The following is a 17,071-nucleotide window of genomic DNA, read 5'->3' on the forward strand; positions in this document are numbered from 1 at the left end:
GTTGAGTCAGGCCGGGATCCAGTCGAACGTCTCCGGGTCCGGGCCACGGCGGCCCTTCTCGCCGCGGTCGAGCGCGGTGATCGCCGCGACGTCGTCGGCGCCGAGCTCGAAGTCGAAGAGCGCGAGGTTCTCCCGCATCCGGGCCGGGGTGACGGTCTTCGGGAAGACGATGTCGCCGCGCTGGACGTGCCAGCGGAGCACCACCTGCGACGGGGTGCGGCCGACGCGCTCGGCGATGGCGACCACGGTCGGGTCGTCGAGGACGGCCCCTTGGGCGATCGGCGACCACGCCTCGGTGAGGATGCCGGCGGCCGCACCGGCGGCCCGGGTGGCCTCGTTGCCGAAGTAGGGGTGCACCTCGATCTGGTTCACCGCGGGCACCACCGAGGTCTCGGCCGCGAGCCGGGCGAGGTGCTCCGGGGTGAAGTTGGAGACGCCGATCGACCGGGCGCGGCCGTCGGCGGCGAACTCGATCAGGGTGTTCCAGGTGGACACGAAGTCGCCGTCGTACCGGGTGGGCAGCGGCCAGTGGATCAGGAACAGGTCGACGTGGTCGGTGCCGAGGTCGGCCAGCGACTGCTCGAAGGTCCGGCGGGCGTCGTCGGGTCGGTGGAAGGCGTTGTTCAGCTTGGTCGTCAGGTAGACCTCGTCGCGGGCCAGGCCGGAGGAGGCGAGAGCGGCGCCGACGCCCTTCTCGTTGCCGTACATCTGCGCGGTGTCGATGTGCCGGTAGCCGGCCTCGAACGCGTCCAGGGTCACCTTCTCGGTCTCCGCGGGCGGCACCTGGAAGACGCCGAAGCCGAGCTGGGGGATGGTGGTGCCGTCGTTGAGGGTCAGGTCCGGGATCGCAGAAGTGGTTCCAGAAGTCATGTCATGCACGACAAGGCTGGGCGCCGACGTATTCCCCGGCGGGCTCCGGTACGACGACCGCCGGCCCGGACGGGAGCCCGGACACCGGCACGGGCCGCGCCCGGTTCCCGAGCCGCTGGCCGGCGAGCACGCCGCCGAGCACCAGGGCCATGCCGAGCGCCTGCGTCCAGCCGAACGCCTCGGCGGCGAAGGCGACGCCGAGCAGGGTCCCGACGACGGGGTTGACCAGGCCGATCAGGGAGACGGCGCCGGCCGGCATCCGGGAGAGGCCGCGGAACCAGCAGAAGTAGGCGAGCCCGGTGCCGGCCACGGCGATCCAGGCGAAGCCGGCGACCGCGGGCGCGTCCAGTGCCGGCGGGGCGCCCTCGACGAGCAGCGCGACCGGGAGCAGCGCGAGGCCGCCGACGACGAGCTGCCAGGAGACCAGGGTGAGCATGTCGGGCGCGCCCCCGACCATGTGAGCGGTGGTCGGGGCGGGCCAGCGCTTGATCAGCACGAAGCCGAGCGCCGAGACGACGACGGACCCGAACGCGCCGACGAGGCCGAGGGTGTCGACGTGACCGGGGTTGCGCAGCACGAGCAGGGCGACGCCGACGATCCCGACGAGGGCGGCGCCGACCCGGACCGCGGCGGGGCGCTCGCCGATCAGCGGCCAGGCGATCGCCATCACGGCGAGCGGGGAGGTGGCCTGCAGGGTCGCGGCGAGGCCGCCGGGCAGGTGGTAGGCGGCGAGGAAGATGAGCGGGAAGAACAGCCCGATGTTGCAGAGCCCGAGGACGACGGCCTTCCACCACCAGTCGCCGTGGGGGAGGCGGCGGCGCCAGGCGAGCATGACCAGCCCGACCGGGAGGGCGCGGACGGTGGCGGCGAACAGCGGCCGGTCCGGCGGCAGGAAGTTCTCGGTGACGATGTACGTCGTGCCCCACGCCAGCGGGGCTACCGCGGTGAGCAGCACGGTGCCGAGCGCGACGGCCGACCGCGGTGCCGAGGAGATACTTTCCATGGAAAGCATATTAGTTTCCATGGAAGATAAGATCAACCCATGACGCCCGAGCACCCCGAGGACGCCGTCGACCGCATCGTCCGGCAGTGGGCCGTGGAGCGCCCCGAGCTCGACACCGGGCCGATGGCGGTGATCGGCCGGATCCACCGGGTGGCGGACCTCCTCGAGGCGGCGCTGCGGCCGCCGTTCGCCGCCGAGGGCCTCGGCAACGGCGACTTCGACGTGCTGGCCTCGCTGCGCCGCGCCGGGGCGCCGTACCGGCTGAGCGCCACCGACCTGACCGCCACGATGATGGTGACCTCCGGGGCGGTGACCAAGCGCGTCGACCGCCTCGAGGCGGCGGGCCTGGTCACCCGCGAGGTGGCCAAGCACGACGCCCGCGGCCGGCTGATCGGGCTCACCCCCGCGGGGCTGGCCGTGGTCGACCGGGTGGTGGAGAAGCACTGGGCCAACGAGGAGCGCCTGCTGGCGCCCCTCGGTGCCGGGGAGCGGGCGGCCCTGGTGGCCTCACTGCGCAAGCTCCTGCTCGCGCTCGAGGGCCGCTGAGCGCACCCGGAGGGCACCCGGAAGGCGCCCTGGAAAAAACTTCGCGGAACCGGAACAAAGCCCGGTCCGCCCTGCGTTGGGCCCTGTGACAAGAGTTGAGTTGAAGCGGCTCAACTTATTTGCCAGACTCAGCCCCCGCGGCCGACGATGGCCCTACCAGACTTCAGCACCACGAAAGCGCCCGGCAACCGGGCCCAGATGGAGGTAACACCATGGCACGTGCGGTCGGTATCGACCTCGGTACGACGAACTCCGTCGTCGCCGTCCTCGAAGGTGGCGAGCCCACCGTCATCGCGAACGCGGAGGGCGCGCGGACGACGCCGTCGGTCGTCGCGTTCGCCAAGTCCGGCGAGGTCCTCGTCGGCGAGGTCGCCAAGCGTCAGGCGGTCACCAACGTCGACCGCACCATCCGCTCGGTCAAGCGCCACATGGGCACCGACTGGAAGGTGAGCATCGACGAGAAGGACTTCACGCCGCAGCAGATCAGCGCGTTCGTCCTGCAGAAGCTCAAGCGCGACGCCGAGGCGTACCTCGGCGAGCCGGTCACCGACGCGGTGATCACCGTGCCGGCGTACTTCTCCGACGCGCAGCGCCAGGCGACCAAGGAGGCCGGCGAGATCGCGGGCCTCAACGTGAGCCGGATCGTCAACGAGCCCACCGCGGCCGCGCTGGCCTACGGGCTCGACAAGGGCGACGCCGACCAGACCATCCTGGTCTTCGACCTCGGTGGCGGCACCTTCGACGTCTCCCTGCTCGAGATCGGCGAGGGCGTCGTCGAGGTGAAGGCCACCAGCGGTGACAACCACCTCGGTGGTGACGACTGGGACCACCGCGTCGTCGAGTGGATGACGAAGAAGTTCAAGGACAACAACGGCGTCGACCTGAGCCAGGACAAGATCGCCGTCCAGCGCCTCCAGGAGGCCGCGGAGAAGGCGAAGATCGAGCTCTCCAGCTCCAGCGAGACCACCATCCACCTTCCGTACATCACCCACGGCGAGTCGGGCCCGCTGCACTTCGAGGAGAAGCTCACCCGCTCGGAGTTCCAGAAGCTGACCTCCGACCTGCTCGACCGGACCAAGACGCCGTTCCAGAACGTCCTCAAGGACGCCGGCGTCAAGGTTGCCGACATCGACCACGTGGTCCTCGTCGGTGGCTCCACCCGGATGCCCGCCGTCACCGACCTGGTCAAGGAGCTGCTCGGCGGCAAGGAGCCCAACAAGGGCGTCAACCCGGACGAGGTCGTCGCCGTCGGCGCCGCGCTCCAGGCCGGTGTCCTCAAGGGCGAGGTCAAGGACGTGCTGCTCCTCGACGTCACCCCGCTGTCCCTCGGCATCGAGACCAAGGGCGGCGTGATGACCACGCTGATCGAGCGCAACACCACCATCCCGACCAAGCGCTCGGAGATCTTCACCACCGCCGACGACAACCAGCCGTCGGTGGAGATCAAGGTCGCCCAGGGCGAGCGCCAGATGTGGGCGCAGAACCAGCCGCTGGGCAACTTCGAGCTGACCGGCCTCCCGCCGGCGCCGCGCGGCATCCCGAAGATCGAGGTCACCTTCGACATCGACGCCAACGGCATCGTGCACGTGTCCGCCAAGGACCAGGGCACCGGCAAGGAGCAGTCGATGACGATCTCCGGCGGCTCCGCGCTGTCGAAGGACGACATCGAGCGGATGGTCCGCGACGCCGAGCAGTACGCCGAGGAGGACGCCAAGCGGCGCGAGTCCGTCGAGGTCCGCAACCAGGCCGACCAGCTCGTCTACACGACCGAGAAGTTCGTCTCCGAGAACGGCGAGAAGCTTCCCGAGGACGTGAAGACCGAGGTCACCGCCGACGTCGACGCGCTGAAGGCGCTGCTCGAGGACGCCGACGCCGACAAGGACGCGCTGGTCGCGGCGATCACCAAGCTCGGCGAGTCGAGCCAGAAGATGGGCGCCGCGCTCTACGCGAACGAGGAGGCTGCCGCCGGTGACGGGGCTCCGGCCGACGCCGCCGCCGAGAGCGACGACGACGTCGTCGACGCCGAGATCGTCGACGAGCCGGGTGAGGACGAGTCCCGGTGACCTCCGACGAGGGCTTCGGCGAGGTCCCGGTAGCCGAAGGTCGAGGCGAGCGCAGCGACCGGCTCGACGACATCAGCGGGATCGACAACCTCCTCGAGGAGGGTGGCCCGCTGGAGCCGCAGGACGTGGCCGACGTCGAAGGGGGGTCCGCTCCGGCGGACCCCCTGACGGCGGCGCAGCAGGAGGCGGCCGAGCGGACCGCCGACCTGCAGCGGCTGCAGGCCGAGTTCCTCAACTACAAGCGCCGGGTCGAGCGGGACCGCGAGCTGGTCAAGGAGAACGCGGTGTACGCCGTGCTCTCCCCGATGCTCGACGTCCTCGACAGCATCGACCGCGCCCGTGACGCGGGCGAGCTCGAGGGCGGTTTCAAGGGTGTCGCCGAGCAGCTGACCCGGATCGTGGAGGGCCTCGGCCTGAGCCGGTTCGGCGAGCCGGGCGACGCCTTCGACCCGACCCTGCACGAGGCGCTCGCCCACCAGGGCACCGAGGACGTGGCCGTGCCGACGGCCAAGTTCATCGCCAAGACCGGCTACCGGATCGGTGACCGCGTGGTGCGAGCCGCGCAGGTGATCGTGGTGGACCCGGTGGACGGCCCCGCGGAGGGCTGACCCCGACGGGTCGTCGAGCCTGTCGAGACGGCGTGAGAACGAAGACAACCGCAAGCGAGGAGGGGGTGAACCCGTGAGTCAGGCCGACTGGGCGAACAAGGACTTCTACCAGGTCCTGGGCGTCGCGAAGGACGCGGACGCGTCCGCGATCAAGAAGGCGTACCGCAAGCTGGCGCGGGAGCACCACCCCGACTCCAAGCCGGGTGACGCCGCCGCCGAGGCGCGCTTCAAGGAGATCGCCGAGGCGTACGACGTCGTCGGCGACGAGAAGAAGCGCGAGGAGTACGACCAGATGCGGGCGATGTTCGCCGGCGGGTCGTTCCCCGGAGGGTTCTCCGGTGGCGGCGGCTTCCCCGGCGGGTTCCCGGGCGGCTTCCAGGCCGGCGGGCAGGCCGGTGGCTTCGACCTCTCCGACCTGCTCGGCGGGTTCTTCGGCGGCGGGGGCGGCGGTGCCGCTCCGCGCGGTCAGCGCCAGCGCCGGGCGGTCCCCGGGGACGACCTGGAGACCACCGCCTCGATCGGCTTCGACGACGCCGTCAACGGGACCACGATCTCGCTGCGGGTCTCCGCGGACGCGGCCTGCGAGACCTGCGGCGGCACCGGCGGCAAGCCGGGCACCAAGCCGCACGTCTGCCCGACCTGCGACGGCGCCGGCATGGTGATGACCAGTACCGGCGGCGGCTTCGCGATGAACGAGACCTGCCCGCAGTGCCACGGCCGCCAGTACGTGTACGACGAGGCCTGCCCGACCTGCCACGGCTCCGGCCGCGGCCGCTCGAGCCGGACGATCCAGGCGCGCATCCCGGCCGGGGTCAAGGACGGCCAGCGGATCCGGCTCAAGGGCAAGGGCGCCCCGAGCACGAGCGGCGGTCCCGCCGGTGACCTCTTCGTCACCGTCCGGGTGGCCGCCCACCAGGTCTTCGGGCGCAAGGGCGACAACCTCACGGTGGTGGCCCCGGTCCGCTTCGACGAGCTGGTCCTCGGCGCCGAGATCCGGGTGCCGACCCTCGGCGGAGCGCCGGTGACGCTGCGGATCCCGCCCGGCACCCCGAACGGCCGGGTGCTGCGGGTCCGCGGTCGCGGCGCGGCCAAGCGGGACGGCAGCCACGGCGACCTCCTCGTCACCGTCGAGGTCCAGGTGCCGACCGACCCGGACGAGGCGACCCGGGCCGCGGTCGCCGCCTACCGCGACGCGGCCGACGGCGCCGACCCGCGTGCGTCGCTGTTCGAGAAGAGCTCCTGATGCCGCGGCAGGGATCGGGTGGGCGTGCGCCAGGCCCCGGGACGCCGGTCTACGTGATCAGCGTCGCCGCCGAGCTGACCGGTCTGCACCCGCAGACGCTGCGCCAGTACGACCGGATCGGGCTGGTCTCGCCCGGCCGCACCGGCGGCGGCGGCCGCCGCTACTCGCTCAACGACATCGAGGCGCTCCGCGTCGTCGCCGAGCTCACCGCCGCCGGGATCGGCCTGGAGGGCGTCCGGCGGATCATCGAGCTCGAGAACCAGGTGGCCGCGCTCCGGGCGCGCAACGCCGAGCTCTCCCGCCGTGCCGGCGAGCTGAGCGCCGCGCTGGACGCGGCGATGGCGGCCCTGCACGCCCGGAAGCCGAACCTCCCGGCGCTGCGCAGCCCGGCCACGCTGCACCGCTTCGAGTGAACCACCGCGGTCGTGTGGCCGAACGCTCAGTGACCGATCCCGCCGTGAGCCGTTAGTCTCTGCGACGGTCTCGAAAAGGGCTGCTGGCCGAGCGATGGGGTGGGTGCCGTGGTGCCGCTGCAAGTCGACTGGTTCTTCCAGGACGCTGACCTGCACGACTGGATCCACATCCTGACGATCCCGGTGTTCACCGGCATCGTCGGCTGGCTGATCAACTGGACCGGCCTGATCATGCTGTTCTCGCCGGTCCGGTTCCACGGCTTCACCGTGCCCGGCCTCAAGCAGCTCGCCCGCGTCCTGCCCCGCAAGCTGCAGGAGGTGCCCGGCATCCTCCAGGGCGGAGTCGGCTGGCAGGGCATCGTCCCCGCCCGCGCCGCCAAGATGGGCAGCATCGCCGTGGACAAGGCGATCGCGAAGCTCGGCACGCCCGCGGAGTTCTACCAGCAGCTGGAGCCGGAGCAGATCGCCGAGCACATCGTGCAGGTCTTCGAGCCGGACATGCCGCGCATGATCGAGGACATCATGGAGCGGGAGCACCCGAACCTGTGGCGGGACCTCCCGACGCCGGCCCGGCGCGCGATCATCGCCCGGGTCCAGGCCCAGCTGCCGACGGTGGTGCACAGCATCACCGACGAGATCGGCGTGCACATCGACCAGCTCCTCGACCCGAAGATCATGGTCATCGACCACTTCGAGCGGAACCCGGCGCTGGTCGTCCGGATCTTCCGCGACTTCGGCCAGCGGGAGCTCAACCTGATGGTGGCCTTCGGGTTCATCTTCGGGTTCCTGCTCGGCATCCCGGTGGCGATGATCGACTACTGGTTCGGCATCCCGTGGCTGCTGCCGATCATGGGCGTCCTGGTCGGCTGGACCACCAACGCGCTCGGCATGTGGCTGATCTTCGAGCCGCCGGAGGAGAAGCGCATCCTCGGAATCAAGGTGCACGGTCTCTTCCTGCGGCGCCAGGACGAGGCGGCCGAGGTGTACGCCCGGATCATCGCCGACGACGTGATCACCCTGGAGCGGATCGGTGACTTCCTGCTCGACGGCCCCCGCGGCGACCGGACCCGGCAGATGCTCGCGACCGCGATGGCGCCGGCGATCGACCAGGCCGCCGGCCCGGTGCGCGGAGCAGTGCGCATCGCCGTCGGCGCGCGGCGCTTCGACAGCATCCGGGACGCGGTCGCGACCGAGGCGGTCGACCGGACCATCACGCCGTTCAAGGACCCGGAGTTCAGCAAGCGGCAGTCCGACAAGATCCGCAAGCTCGTCGCGCAGCGGACCAAGGAGCTGCCGCCGCAGGACTTCGTCGACATGATGCGCTCGGCGATCAAGGAAGACGAGTGGATGCTCTACGCGCACGGCGCGATCATGGGATTCGCGGGTGGGGTCCTCCACCTGCTCCTCTTCGGGACGGCGGGCGGATGACCGAGCACGACAACCTCGACGAGCGGGTGCCCGCTGTCTGGGAGGGCGCGGCCGACGCGCTCCCCGGGGTGGCCAGGATCGCCGGGACGGCCTGGCTGCGCTCGGCCTCCTGGGCGGTCGCGTCCGGCAGCCGGTCGGCCCGCAACCTGGGCCGGGCGATGACCAACCCGGCCGCGGCGGGCGAGCTGGTCCGCGGCGTCGCCTCCGACCTCGCCGAGGCCACCCGGGCGATCTCGCAGGTCGCCACCGCGGTCTCCGGCGGCGTCCCGGTCTCCAAGGCTCTCTTCGACGCGAGCATCACCCTGTCCGCGGTGATGGTCGCCGGCGAGCCGCAGCAGCGCGAGCGCGACGACCGGTCCCTGCGCGAGCGCGGCGAGGACCTGCTGCGGCGCTCGCGGGACGTGTGGAGCGAGGACGAGGCGCACCCGGCGTACGGGCGGATCCTGGAGGAGCTCGCCCCCGACGAGGCTCGCATCCTGCTGCTCCTGCTGCGCGGCGGCCCGCAGCCGTCGGTCGACGTGCGGACGGGTGGTCCGGTCGGCCTGGTCAGCTCCTCGCTGGTCTCGGCCGGGCTGACGATGATCGGCCCGCGGGCCGGGGTGCGTTACCTGGACGAGGTGCCGGCGTACCTGAACAACCTGTTCCGGCTCGGGCTGGTGTGGTTCTCCCGCGAGCAGCTGGAGGACCCGCTGGAGTACCAGGTGGTCGAGGCGCAGCCGGACGTGCTCGACGCGATGCACTCGGTGCGCTTCGCCAAGGTGGTCCGCCGCTCGATCCACCTGACCCCGTTCGGCATCGACTTCTGCAAGACCTGCCTGGTCGACGAGGACGAGACCGCGGACCTGCCGGAGCACGAGACGCCCGACCCGGAGTGACGAACGGGCCCCGCACCCGGAGGTGCGAGGCCCGTCGTGGTGCTTCGGTCAGCGAACGCGCGCGGCGCCCGGGGCGAGCCGTGCGGTAGCCGTGCTGCTGGTGTCGACCTTGGTGGCGACGACCTGGATCGGCTCCGCGGCGAAGGTGGTGAAGGCCGCGCCGGCCGAGCAGAGCAGCTGGAGAGTCTGCCCCGCACCGACCGAGACCAGGCCCGAACCCGTCAGGCCCGGGGTCTGGGTTCCCGAGCTGAACCGGCTCTCCGCGACGTAGCGCGTCGGGGCCGACCGGTAGACGTAGCAGCCGACGGTCGTGCCGGTCGCGCCGGCCAGGAACGCGCTGTAGCTGACGAGGTACGTGCCGGCGGGGACCGGGATGGTCATCGTGAACGCCGTGGTAGCGACACTGACGGCGCGCGTGAACTCGTAGGAGCGGGTCTGCAGAGCCGTCGAGTCCAGCCCGTCGAGCTTGTCGGCGTTGAGGTTCGCGACCTTGCCGGAGCCGTTCACCTGCAGTGGCGAGTTGGCGGCGGACTTGGTCTGGATCTTCAGGGCGGTGCCGGCGGTGGTCCGCTTCAGCGTGGTGATCTTGGTGCCCGAGTTGATCTTGCCGATCAGGAATCCCTTGCCGTTGGCGGCGATCGCGATCGTGTTCCCGGCGAGGACCAGGACCACCACCGCTCCGATCACGGTCAGGGCTGACTTCAGGTGACGCATGCGCTCTCCCAGGTGTGTGTCCGTCGCCCGAGCGCGGTGCCGCACCCGAGTCCAGGAGACAGCCAACCGAGCCGACCGGACAGGTCGCCATGCCTCGACCGGGCTATTGAAGCCCTGTGAAATGCGGTCTTTTCCGGACGAGTCGGGTGAACGGCGCTCACGACCGCGGCCAGGGCCGCCCTTCGAGCACCTCGATCGAGGTGTTGAACTGCGCCAGCAGCTCCTGCAGCCGGAGCACGTCCTCGGCGTCCCAGTCCGCGATGACCGTCTGCAGGTGCCCGTGCCGGACCTCGCGGTCCTGCCGGAGCAGGGAGAGTCCGCGCCGGGTGGGTCGGAGCAGCTTGGCGACGCCCCCGGCGGGGTCGGGGATCCGCTCGACCAGATCCTTGCGGCGCAGCGCCGCGATCTGCCGGTTCACCGTGGAGACGTCGAGCTTGAACGCCTCGGCCAGGCCGCCCAGCGAGAGCGGCCCGAGCTCGAGCCGGCTGAGCAGCTGGTAGCCGGACCGGTCCAGGCCGAGGTCGGGGGTGTGGTGGCTGGAGCTGAGCTGGTGCCGGGCGAGCAGGGTGAGCTCCTGCTCGAGCAGGGCGAGCAGGGTCGTGGCGGCGCGGGTGCGCGTGCTCATGTGACCCACCTCTCGTCGTCCGGGACCTCCGGTCGGATGTGCATATTACACATCATGTGTAGAGTACACATTCGCTGGACGCGCCCGTCCGGCCTGCTCGGACGTTCGTGAGAGGCGCCATCCCATGACTCAGACCGCACCCGTTCCCGCGGGGATCGCTCCCGATCGCCAGGTCGCGAACCCGACCGCCGTCGTGGCGATCGCGTGCTTCTGCGGCATCGTGGTCGCACTGACCCAGACGATGATCGTCCCGCTGATCCCGCTGCTGCCCGGCCTGCTGCACACCTCGGCGTCGAACGCGTCCTGGGCCGTGACCGTCACCCTGCTCACCGCGGCGGTGACGATGCCGATCTCCGGCCGGCTCGGCGACATGGTCGGCAAGCGGCTGATGCTGCTCGTCAGCCTCGGCTTCCTCGTCGTCGGCTCGCTCTTCTGCGCGCTCTCCGACTCCCTCGTCCCGGTGCTCACCGGCCGCGCCCTCCAGGGCATGGCGATGGGCGTGATCGCCCTCGGCATCAGCATCATGCGCGACGAGCTCCCCGCCGACCGGGTCGGTCCCGCGGTCGCCCGGGTGAGCGCCACGCTGGGCGTCGGCGGTGCCATCGGGCTCCCGGTCGCCGCGGTGATCGTGGAGAAGGCCAACTGGCACGCGCTCTTCTGGATCGCGGCCGCGCTCGGTGCGATCGGCATCGCGGCGGTGCTCGCGGTGATCCCGGAGTCCCCGGTGCGTACGCCGGCGCGGTTCGACTTCCTCGGGGCGATCGGGCTCGGCTCGGCGCTGGTGATGCTGCTGCTGGCGATCAGCAAGGGCGGCGACTGGGGCTGGTCGGACCACCTCACCGTCGGGCTCCTCGCCGGCTCCGTCGTGGTCTTCCTGATCTGGGGCTTCTGGGAGCTGCGGACCAGCGCGCCGCTGGTCGACCTGCGCACCACGGCCCGCCCGCAGGTGCTCTTCACCAACATCGCCTCGGTCGGCGCCGGCTTCGCCATGTACGGGATGTCGCTCGCGCCGATCCAGATCCTGCTCGCGCCGCAGGTCACCGGCTACGGCCTCGAGCTGACCCTGATCCAGGCCGGTCTCGTGCTCATGCCCGGCGGGCTGATGATGTACCTGTTCTCCGGTGTCGGCGCGCGGATCACCGCCGCCCGCGGTCCGCGGGCCAGCCTGATGACCGGCCTCGCGATCATCGCGCTCGGCTACGTCGTCCTGCTCTTCCTGCGCGCCGAGTGGTGGCAGGTCTCCCTGGCCGGCGCGATCACCAGCGCGGGCGTCGGGGTCGCGTACGCCGCGATGCCGGCGCTCATCATGGGCGCGGTGCCGCTGAGCGAGACCGCGGCCGCGAACGGGCTCAACGCGCTGATGCGGTCCGTCGGCACCTCGCTGTCCGCGGCCGTGGTCGGGACGGTCCTCGCCCACCAGACGATGAGCCTCGGTCCGGTGCAGCTCCCGTCCGAGCACGGGTTCACCCTCGCGATCCTGATCTCGCTGGCCGCCTCGGCCCTCGCGTTCGCGCTCACGCTGGCGATCCCGGCCCGCAAGGCGGCGTAGCGCCGCCGGACACGGCTAGGCGGTCGCCGTGCTCTCCGGCCGGCTCCGGTCGGCGTGGGTCGCGGCGAGCTCGCCGAGCAGGGCCGCGACGATGCCGAAGGCGAAGTAGAGACCCGGGAGCCACAGGGCGACGCCGCCGAGCTCGTCGGAGTCGGCGGCGTACGCGAAGAGGCCCGCGCGGGCCAGCACGATCTCGGCGACCGGCCCGGCGACCGCGGCCAGCGCGCCGAAGCGCAGCGACGTGCGGTCGCCGAGCACGCACCAGATGATCACGGCGAGCGCGCTGACCATCGTGGTGGAGAGGGCCGTCGGGGTGCCGCGCAGGAATGCGGTGAGCGCGTAGAGCGCCAGCACCGAGGCGACGCCACCGATCGCGGACCGGTGGTCGAGCGCGGTGCGGACATCAGGCAGGGCGGCGCGCATCGCGGCGATCCCGGCCGTCGCGCCGCCGACGGCGAGCGCGAACCAGAGCGGGCTGTCGGCGAGGAACGGCACCTGGTGGGCGCTGGCGAAGTAGCGGGTCGTTCCGGTGGCGACGTGGAAGTGGTCGCCGAGCAGCCCGGCGCCGAAGCCGAGAGTGAAGAGGGCCAGCAGGTACGGGGGGCGCAGCGGGAGCACGAGGTCACCTCGGGGATCGGGTGCAGGGGCGAGTGGTCAAGTGGTCAGACCAGTTTGCCGTGAAAGCGCTGCCGAATGCCACCCGTGTCCAAGTCCTGACGCGAAGAAAATTCTCAAACTTGAGTGGAACAGACTCAACTCTGGGGACGTTGCACCGGTGACTGATCCTGCCGGATCCGTCACGATGGTCACGAGCACCTAGGGAGAGAGTCACATGGACGGTTCGAAGTTCACCTCGCGCAGCGTCGAGGTGATCAACGCTGCCCACACCGCCGCCGTCACCGCCGGCAACGCCCAGGTCGAGCCGGTCCACCTCGCGTTCGCGCTGCTGCGCCAGGACGGCGGGATCACCCCGTCCCTGCTCGGCAAGGTCGGCGCCGACGTGGCCGCGTTGGGCGGCGAGATCGACGAGGCCGTCGTCCGGCTGCCCAAGGCCGCCGGCGCCACCGTCTCGACCCCGGCGACCTCGCCCGCGCTCACCCGGGTGCTGGCCAAGGCGCTGGAGTTCGCCACCGGGATGGGCGACGAGTACGTCGCCACCGAGCACCTGCTGCTCGCCCTGGCGGTCGTCGAGTCGCCGGTCCAGGAGGTGCTCGCCCGTGCCGGCGTCACCGAGGAGAAGCTGCGCGAGGCGATCACCGGCATCCGCGGCAACCGCCGGGTGACCAGCCAGGAGGCGGAGGCGACGTACGAGGCGCTGGAGAAGTACGCCGTCGACCTGACCGCCCGTGCCGCCGAGGGCTCGCTCGACCCGGTGATCGGCCGCGACGCCGAGATCCGCCGCGTCGTCCAGGTGCTCTCCCGGCGCACCAAGAACAACCCGGTGCTCATCGGCGAGCCCGGCGTCGGCAAGACCGCCGTCGTCGAGGGCCTGGCGCAGCGCATCGTCGCCGGCGACGTCCCCGACTCGCTGCGCGACCGGCGCGTGCTCAGCCTGGACCTGGCCGCGATGGTGGCCGGCGCCAAGTACCGCGGCGAGTTCGAGGAGCGGCTCAAGGCCGTGCTGGAGGAGATCCAGTCCTCGCAGGGCCAGGTGATCACCTTCATCGACGAGCTGCACACCGTCGTCGGGGCGGGCGCCAGCGGCGACTCCGCGATGGACGCCGGCAACATGCTCAAGCCGATGCTGGCCCGCGGCGAGCTGCGGCTGATCGGCGCCACCACGCTGGACGAGTACCGCGAACGGATCGAGAAGGACCCCGCGCTGGAGCGTCGCTTCCAGCAGGTCTTCGTCGGCGAGCCGAGCGTCGAGGACACCGTCGCGATCCTGCGCGGCCTCCAGGAGAAGTACCAGGCCCACCACGGCGTGAAGATCACCGACCAGGCGCTCGTCGCCGCGGCGATGCTGTCGGACCGCTACATCACCGGCCGGCAGCTGCCGGACAAGGCGATCGACCTGATCGACGAGGCGGCCTCGCGGCTGCGGATGGAGATCGAGTCCTCCCCGGTCGAGATCGACGAGCTCCGCCGCGCCGTCGACCGGATGAAGATGGAGCAGCTCGCGCTGGAGCGCGAGACCGACGAGGCCTCCCGCGACCGGCTCGACAAGCTCCGCGTCGACCTGGCCGACAAGGAGGAGGAACTCCTCGGCCTGGAGGCCCGCTGGGAGCGCGAGAAGACCGCGCTCGAGGGCAGCGGCGCGATCCGCAAGCAGCTCGACGCGCTCCGCGTCGAGGCCGAGCGACTCCAGCGCGACGGCGACCTGGCCGCCGCCTCGGAGATCCTCTACGGCCGGATCCCGGACCTGGAGCGCCAGATCGAGCAGTCCGAGACCGTCGAGGCGGTCGAGGACCCGATGGTCGCCGAGGAGGTCGGGCCCGCCGAGATCGCCGAGGTGGTCGAGGCGTGGACCGGCGTCCCGACCGGCCGCCTGCTGGAGGGCGAGACCGCCAAGCTGCTCCGGATGGAGGAGATCATCGGCCGGCGGCTGATCGGCCAGCGCGCCGCGGTCAGCGCCGTCTCGGACGCCGTCCGGCGCTCGCGCGCGGGGATCTCCGACCCGGACCGGCCGACCGGCAGCTTCCTGTTCCTCGGCCCGACCGGTGTCGGCAAGACCGAGCTGGCCAAGTCGCTGGCCGACTTCCTCTTCGACGACGAGCGCGCCATCGTCCGGATCGACATGAGCGAGTACTCCGAGAAGCACTCGGTCTCGCGGCTGGTCGGTGCGCCGCCGGGCTACGTCGGGTACGACGAGGGCGGCCAGCTCACCGAGGCCGTCCGCCGGCGCCCCTACTCGGTGGTCCTGCTCGACGAGGTCGAGAAGGCGCACCCCGAGGTCTTCGACATCCTGCTCCAGGTGCTCGACGACGGCCGGCTCACCGACGGCCAGGGGCGGACCGTGGACTTCCGGAACACGATCCTGATCCTCACCAGCAACCTGGGCTCGCAGTACCTCGTCGACCCGACGCTGGACGTCCCGGCGCGGCACGACGCGGTGATGGCCGTGGTCCGGCAGGCGTTCAAGCCCGAGTTCCTCAACCGGCTCGACGAGATCGTCATGTTCGACGCGCTCGGCAAGGACGAGCTCGCGCACATCGTCGACCTGCAGCTGCAGGCGTTCGACAAGCGGCTCGCGCCGCGGCGGATCACCGTGACGGTGACCGAGAACGCCCGCACCTGGCTGACCGAGACCGGCTACGACCCGGCGTACGGCGCCCGGCCGCTGCGCCGCCTGGTGCAGACCGCGATCGGCGACCCGCTGGCCCGGATGCTCATCGGCGGCGCGGTCAACGACGGCCAGAACGTGGTCGTGGACACCGAGCCCGGCCCCGGGGCCGACGGGGAGCACGGCGGCCTCGCGCTCCGCGTCACCGACTGAGGAGCCGGCTACGGCACCGAGGCCAGGAACTCCAGCAGCACCTCGTTGAACCGCTCGGGCTGTTCCTGCTGCACGTGATGACCGGCCTGCGCGACCAGCACGACGTCGCGCAGGCCGGTCAGCCACGTCCGCTGCCGCTCCAGGTCCGGCGGCGCGAAGGTGCGCACCGGGTCGTGCTCGCCCATGACCAGCAGCGCCGGCTGGTCGACGGTGGTCCCGGCCCACCGCAACGCCAGCTCCCAGTCCGCGTCCGCGGCCCGGTACGACGCCAGGCCGCCGGCGAGCTCCCGCCCCGGACCGCCCGCGGCGTACTCGTCGAGGAAGGTCGCGAACTCGGCCTCGCCCAGCCACGACCACGGCAGCGGCGGCGCCGGCGGGAGCGCGTCCAGGTAGGAGGTGCCGGCGCTCGGGTGCCCGAAGACGGTGAACAGGTCGCCGTCGGCGGAGAGCGCGTGCAGCAGCCGGAGCAGGAACTCGCCGAGCCTGTCGCCGCCCAGGTCGCGCTCGGCGCGGCCGACCTCCTGGAAGTAGTGCAGGTGCAGGAAGTGCCGCTCGGCCACCGCGGCGAACGTGCTCGTCGGGGCGACCGGGGCCGGGTCGCCCGCGAACGGCACCGTCCCGAGGACGCTGCGGACCCGGTCCGGGTGCCGCTGGGCCAGGTTCCAGGCGTACATCGACCCGAAGTCCTGGCCGACGACGTGGGCCTCGTGGGCCTCGACGTGGTCGAGGACGGCGAGCAGGTCCGCCTCGACGTCGGCGCTGGTGTGCCCGCCGGCGGGGCGGTCGGAGCCGCCGTAGCCGCGGCAGTCCACCGCGACGGCCCGGTAGCCCGCAGCGGCGAGGGCCGGCAGCTGGTGCCGCCAGCTGAAGGCGGTGCCGGGGAAGCCGTGCACCAGCAGGACCGCCGGGCCCTCCCCGGCGGTGCGGACGTGGATTCGCGGGCCACCGGACCCGGTGGGGACGAGCAGGGCGGTCTCGGGCACGGGCCGATCATCCCAGCGGCCGCGGGCCCTCAGGGCCGGGTTGGTTGAATGGGCGCATGAGTCCCGAGCAGCCGAACGCGCGCCCGAGCCAGGTCACCGTGGCGGGCTGGGCCGTCGCGGCTGCCGCGGTCGTGCTGGTCGTCGCGGTCTTCGACCAGATGGCCCGGCTGCACACGGTCGACATGCGCGAGGACATCGCCCGGGTAATCAGCAGCGGTTCCGCGGCCGACCTCGGACTGACCGTGGCGCGCGCCACCGAGATCCTGCGCTGGATCCTGATGGTCTCCGCGGTCGCCGCCGTCGCGGCCGGGGTCTTCGGGGTGTTCGTGCTGCAGCGGCACCGGGCCGCCCGGATCGGGCTGACCGTCGCTGCTGTCCCGGTGGTGCTCACCGCGCCGGTCGCGGGCTCGCTGCCCGCGATGGTGATCGGCGCCGGTGCCGCACTGCTGTGGAGCCGTCCGGCCCGGGACTGGTTCGCGGGTCGCCCGGCGCAGGCCCGGCCCGAGCCGGTGACCCGGGCGGCGCGCCCGAACCCGTTCGCCGCTCCGGTCCAGCGCCCCGTGGACGCCCCGGTCACGACTCCGGTCCAGCGCCCGCCGGCCGAGCTCCCGCCGCCGGACCCCGGCACCCCGCCGGTCCTGCTGCCGCCGCCGACGTCCGGCTGGGGCGGCTACCCGCCCGGGCCGGCGTACCCGCCGCACCCGGCCCACCCGCC

General features: G+C 72.0%; 15 protein-coding genes and 1 pseudogene. 10 read left to right on the forward strand and 6 right to left on the reverse strand.

Features of this window, described 5'->3' with window-relative positions; all coding sequences use genetic code 11:
* Positions 1 to 6: 6 nt before the first annotated feature.
* Together AB4Y76_RS20065 and AB4Y76_RS20070 are read right to left on the reverse strand one after the other, a co-directional pair.
* On the reverse strand, positions 7 to 870 hold the full coding sequence (locus AB4Y76_RS20065; RefSeq protein ID WP_441928555.1) for an aldo/keto reductase: 864 nt from the start codon (positions 868 to 870) through the stop codon (positions 7 to 9).
* 1 nt (position 871) lies between these two features.
* Entirely contained in the window at positions 872 to 1,873 is a 1,002-nt protein-coding gene (locus tag AB4Y76_RS20070; protein ID WP_441928557.1) for an EamA family transporter, read from the reverse strand.
* A 39-nt stretch (positions 1,874 to 1,912) separates the two neighbouring features.
* Here AB4Y76_RS20070 and AB4Y76_RS20075 point away from each other — a divergent pair, with 39 nt between their 5' ends.
* The 7 genes from AB4Y76_RS20075 (at position 1,913) to AB4Y76_RS20105 (ending at position 9,049) form a co-directional block, all read left to right on the forward strand.
* Positions 1,913 to 2,419, forward strand: coding sequence for a MarR family winged helix-turn-helix transcriptional regulator (locus AB4Y76_RS20075; RefSeq protein ID WP_441928559.1), 507 nt, complete (start codon positions 1,913 to 1,915; stop codon positions 2,417 to 2,419).
* Between the two features lie 212 nt (positions 2,420 to 2,631).
* Positions 2,632 to 4,482 carry a molecular chaperone DnaK gene (dnaK, locus tag AB4Y76_RS20080; RefSeq protein ID WP_441928560.1) on the forward strand — a complete coding sequence of 617 codons (1,851 nt, stop codon included), beginning with the start codon at positions 2,632 to 2,634 and terminating at the stop codon, positions 4,480 to 4,482.
* Positions 4,479 to 5,090: a nucleotide exchange factor GrpE gene (gene grpE, locus AB4Y76_RS20085; protein ID WP_441928562.1), complete on the forward strand. Its 612-nt coding sequence runs from the start codon at positions 4,479 to 4,481 to the stop codon at positions 5,088 to 5,090. Before dnaK ends, grpE begins: the two co-directional genes overlap by 4 nt.
* A 73-nt stretch (positions 5,091 to 5,163) precedes the next feature.
* Complete coding sequence (gene dnaJ / locus AB4Y76_RS20090) at positions 5,164 to 6,333, forward strand: molecular chaperone DnaJ (protein WP_441928564.1); 1,170 nt, start codon at positions 5,164 to 5,166, stop codon at positions 6,331 to 6,333.
* Positions 6,333 to 6,746 carry a heat shock protein transcriptional repressor HspR gene (locus tag AB4Y76_RS20095; RefSeq protein WP_441928566.1) on the forward strand — a complete coding sequence of 138 codons (414 nt, stop codon included), beginning with the start codon at positions 6,333 to 6,335 and terminating at the stop codon, positions 6,744 to 6,746. Before dnaJ ends, AB4Y76_RS20095 begins: the two co-directional genes overlap by 1 nt.
* A gap of 111 nt (positions 6,747 to 6,857) precedes the next feature.
* Positions 6,858 to 8,174 (forward strand): hypothetical protein, encoded by a 1,317-nt coding sequence (locus AB4Y76_RS20100; RefSeq protein ID WP_441928568.1) that lies wholly within the window; start codon positions 6,858 to 6,860, stop codon positions 8,172 to 8,174.
* Entirely contained in the window at positions 8,171 to 9,049 is an 879-nt protein-coding gene (locus AB4Y76_RS20105; RefSeq protein WP_441928570.1) for an Abi-alpha family protein, read from the forward strand. The genes AB4Y76_RS20100 and AB4Y76_RS20105 overlap by 4 nt, the downstream gene beginning before the upstream one ends.
* A gap of 48 nt (positions 9,050 to 9,097) precedes the next feature.
* Here the strand turns inward: AB4Y76_RS20105 and AB4Y76_RS20110 are convergent, their stop codons facing one another.
* Positions 9,098 to 9,763, reverse strand: coding sequence for a hypothetical protein (locus AB4Y76_RS20110; protein WP_441928572.1), 666 nt, complete (start codon positions 9,761 to 9,763; stop codon positions 9,098 to 9,100).
* A gap of 157 nt (positions 9,764 to 9,920) precedes the next feature.
* The gene (locus tag AB4Y76_RS20115) at positions 9,921 to 10,388 is read right to left on the reverse strand and encodes a MarR family winged helix-turn-helix transcriptional regulator (RefSeq protein ID WP_441928574.1); all 468 of its coding nucleotides are present in this window, start codon (positions 10,386 to 10,388) and stop codon (positions 9,921 to 9,923) included.
* A 124-nt stretch (positions 10,389 to 10,512) separates the two neighbouring features.
* Here AB4Y76_RS20115 and AB4Y76_RS20120 point away from each other — a divergent pair, with 124 nt between their 5' ends.
* Positions 10,513 to 11,937 (forward strand): MFS transporter, encoded by a 1,425-nt coding sequence (locus tag AB4Y76_RS20120; RefSeq protein ID WP_441928576.1) that lies wholly within the window; start codon positions 10,513 to 10,515, stop codon positions 11,935 to 11,937.
* Between the two features lie 15 nt (positions 11,938 to 11,952).
* Here AB4Y76_RS20120 and AB4Y76_RS20125 read toward each other — a convergent pair whose 3' ends face one another.
* Entirely contained in the window at positions 11,953 to 12,555 is a 603-nt protein-coding gene (locus AB4Y76_RS20125) for a hypothetical protein (protein ID WP_441928577.1), read from the reverse strand.
* 214 nt (positions 12,556 to 12,769) lie between these two features.
* Between AB4Y76_RS20125 and clpB the strand changes: the two genes are divergently transcribed.
* Entirely contained in the window at positions 12,770 to 15,373 is a 2,604-nt protein-coding gene (gene clpB / locus AB4Y76_RS20130; RefSeq protein ID WP_441928579.1) for an ATP-dependent chaperone ClpB, read from the forward strand.
* An 8-nt stretch (positions 15,374 to 15,381) separates the two neighbouring features.
* On the opposite strand, the gene AB4Y76_RS20135 is transcribed toward clpB, so the two are convergent.
* Complete coding sequence (locus tag AB4Y76_RS20135) at positions 15,382 to 16,356, reverse strand: alpha/beta fold hydrolase (protein ID WP_441928581.1); 975 nt, start codon at positions 16,354 to 16,356, stop codon at positions 15,382 to 15,384.
* Positions 16,357 to 16,412: 56 nt separating this feature from the next.
* On the opposite strand from AB4Y76_RS20135, the pseudogene AB4Y76_RS20140 reads away from it, so the two are divergent.
* Positions 16,413 to 17,071 (forward strand): annotated as a pseudogene (locus AB4Y76_RS20140) (hypothetical protein); the annotation flags it as partial.

Origin of the sequence: Marmoricola sp. RAF53 (assembly GCF_052114005.1) — a bacterium.
Classification (GTDB): domain Bacteria; phylum Actinomycetota; class Actinomycetes; order Propionibacteriales; family Nocardioidaceae; genus Marmoricola.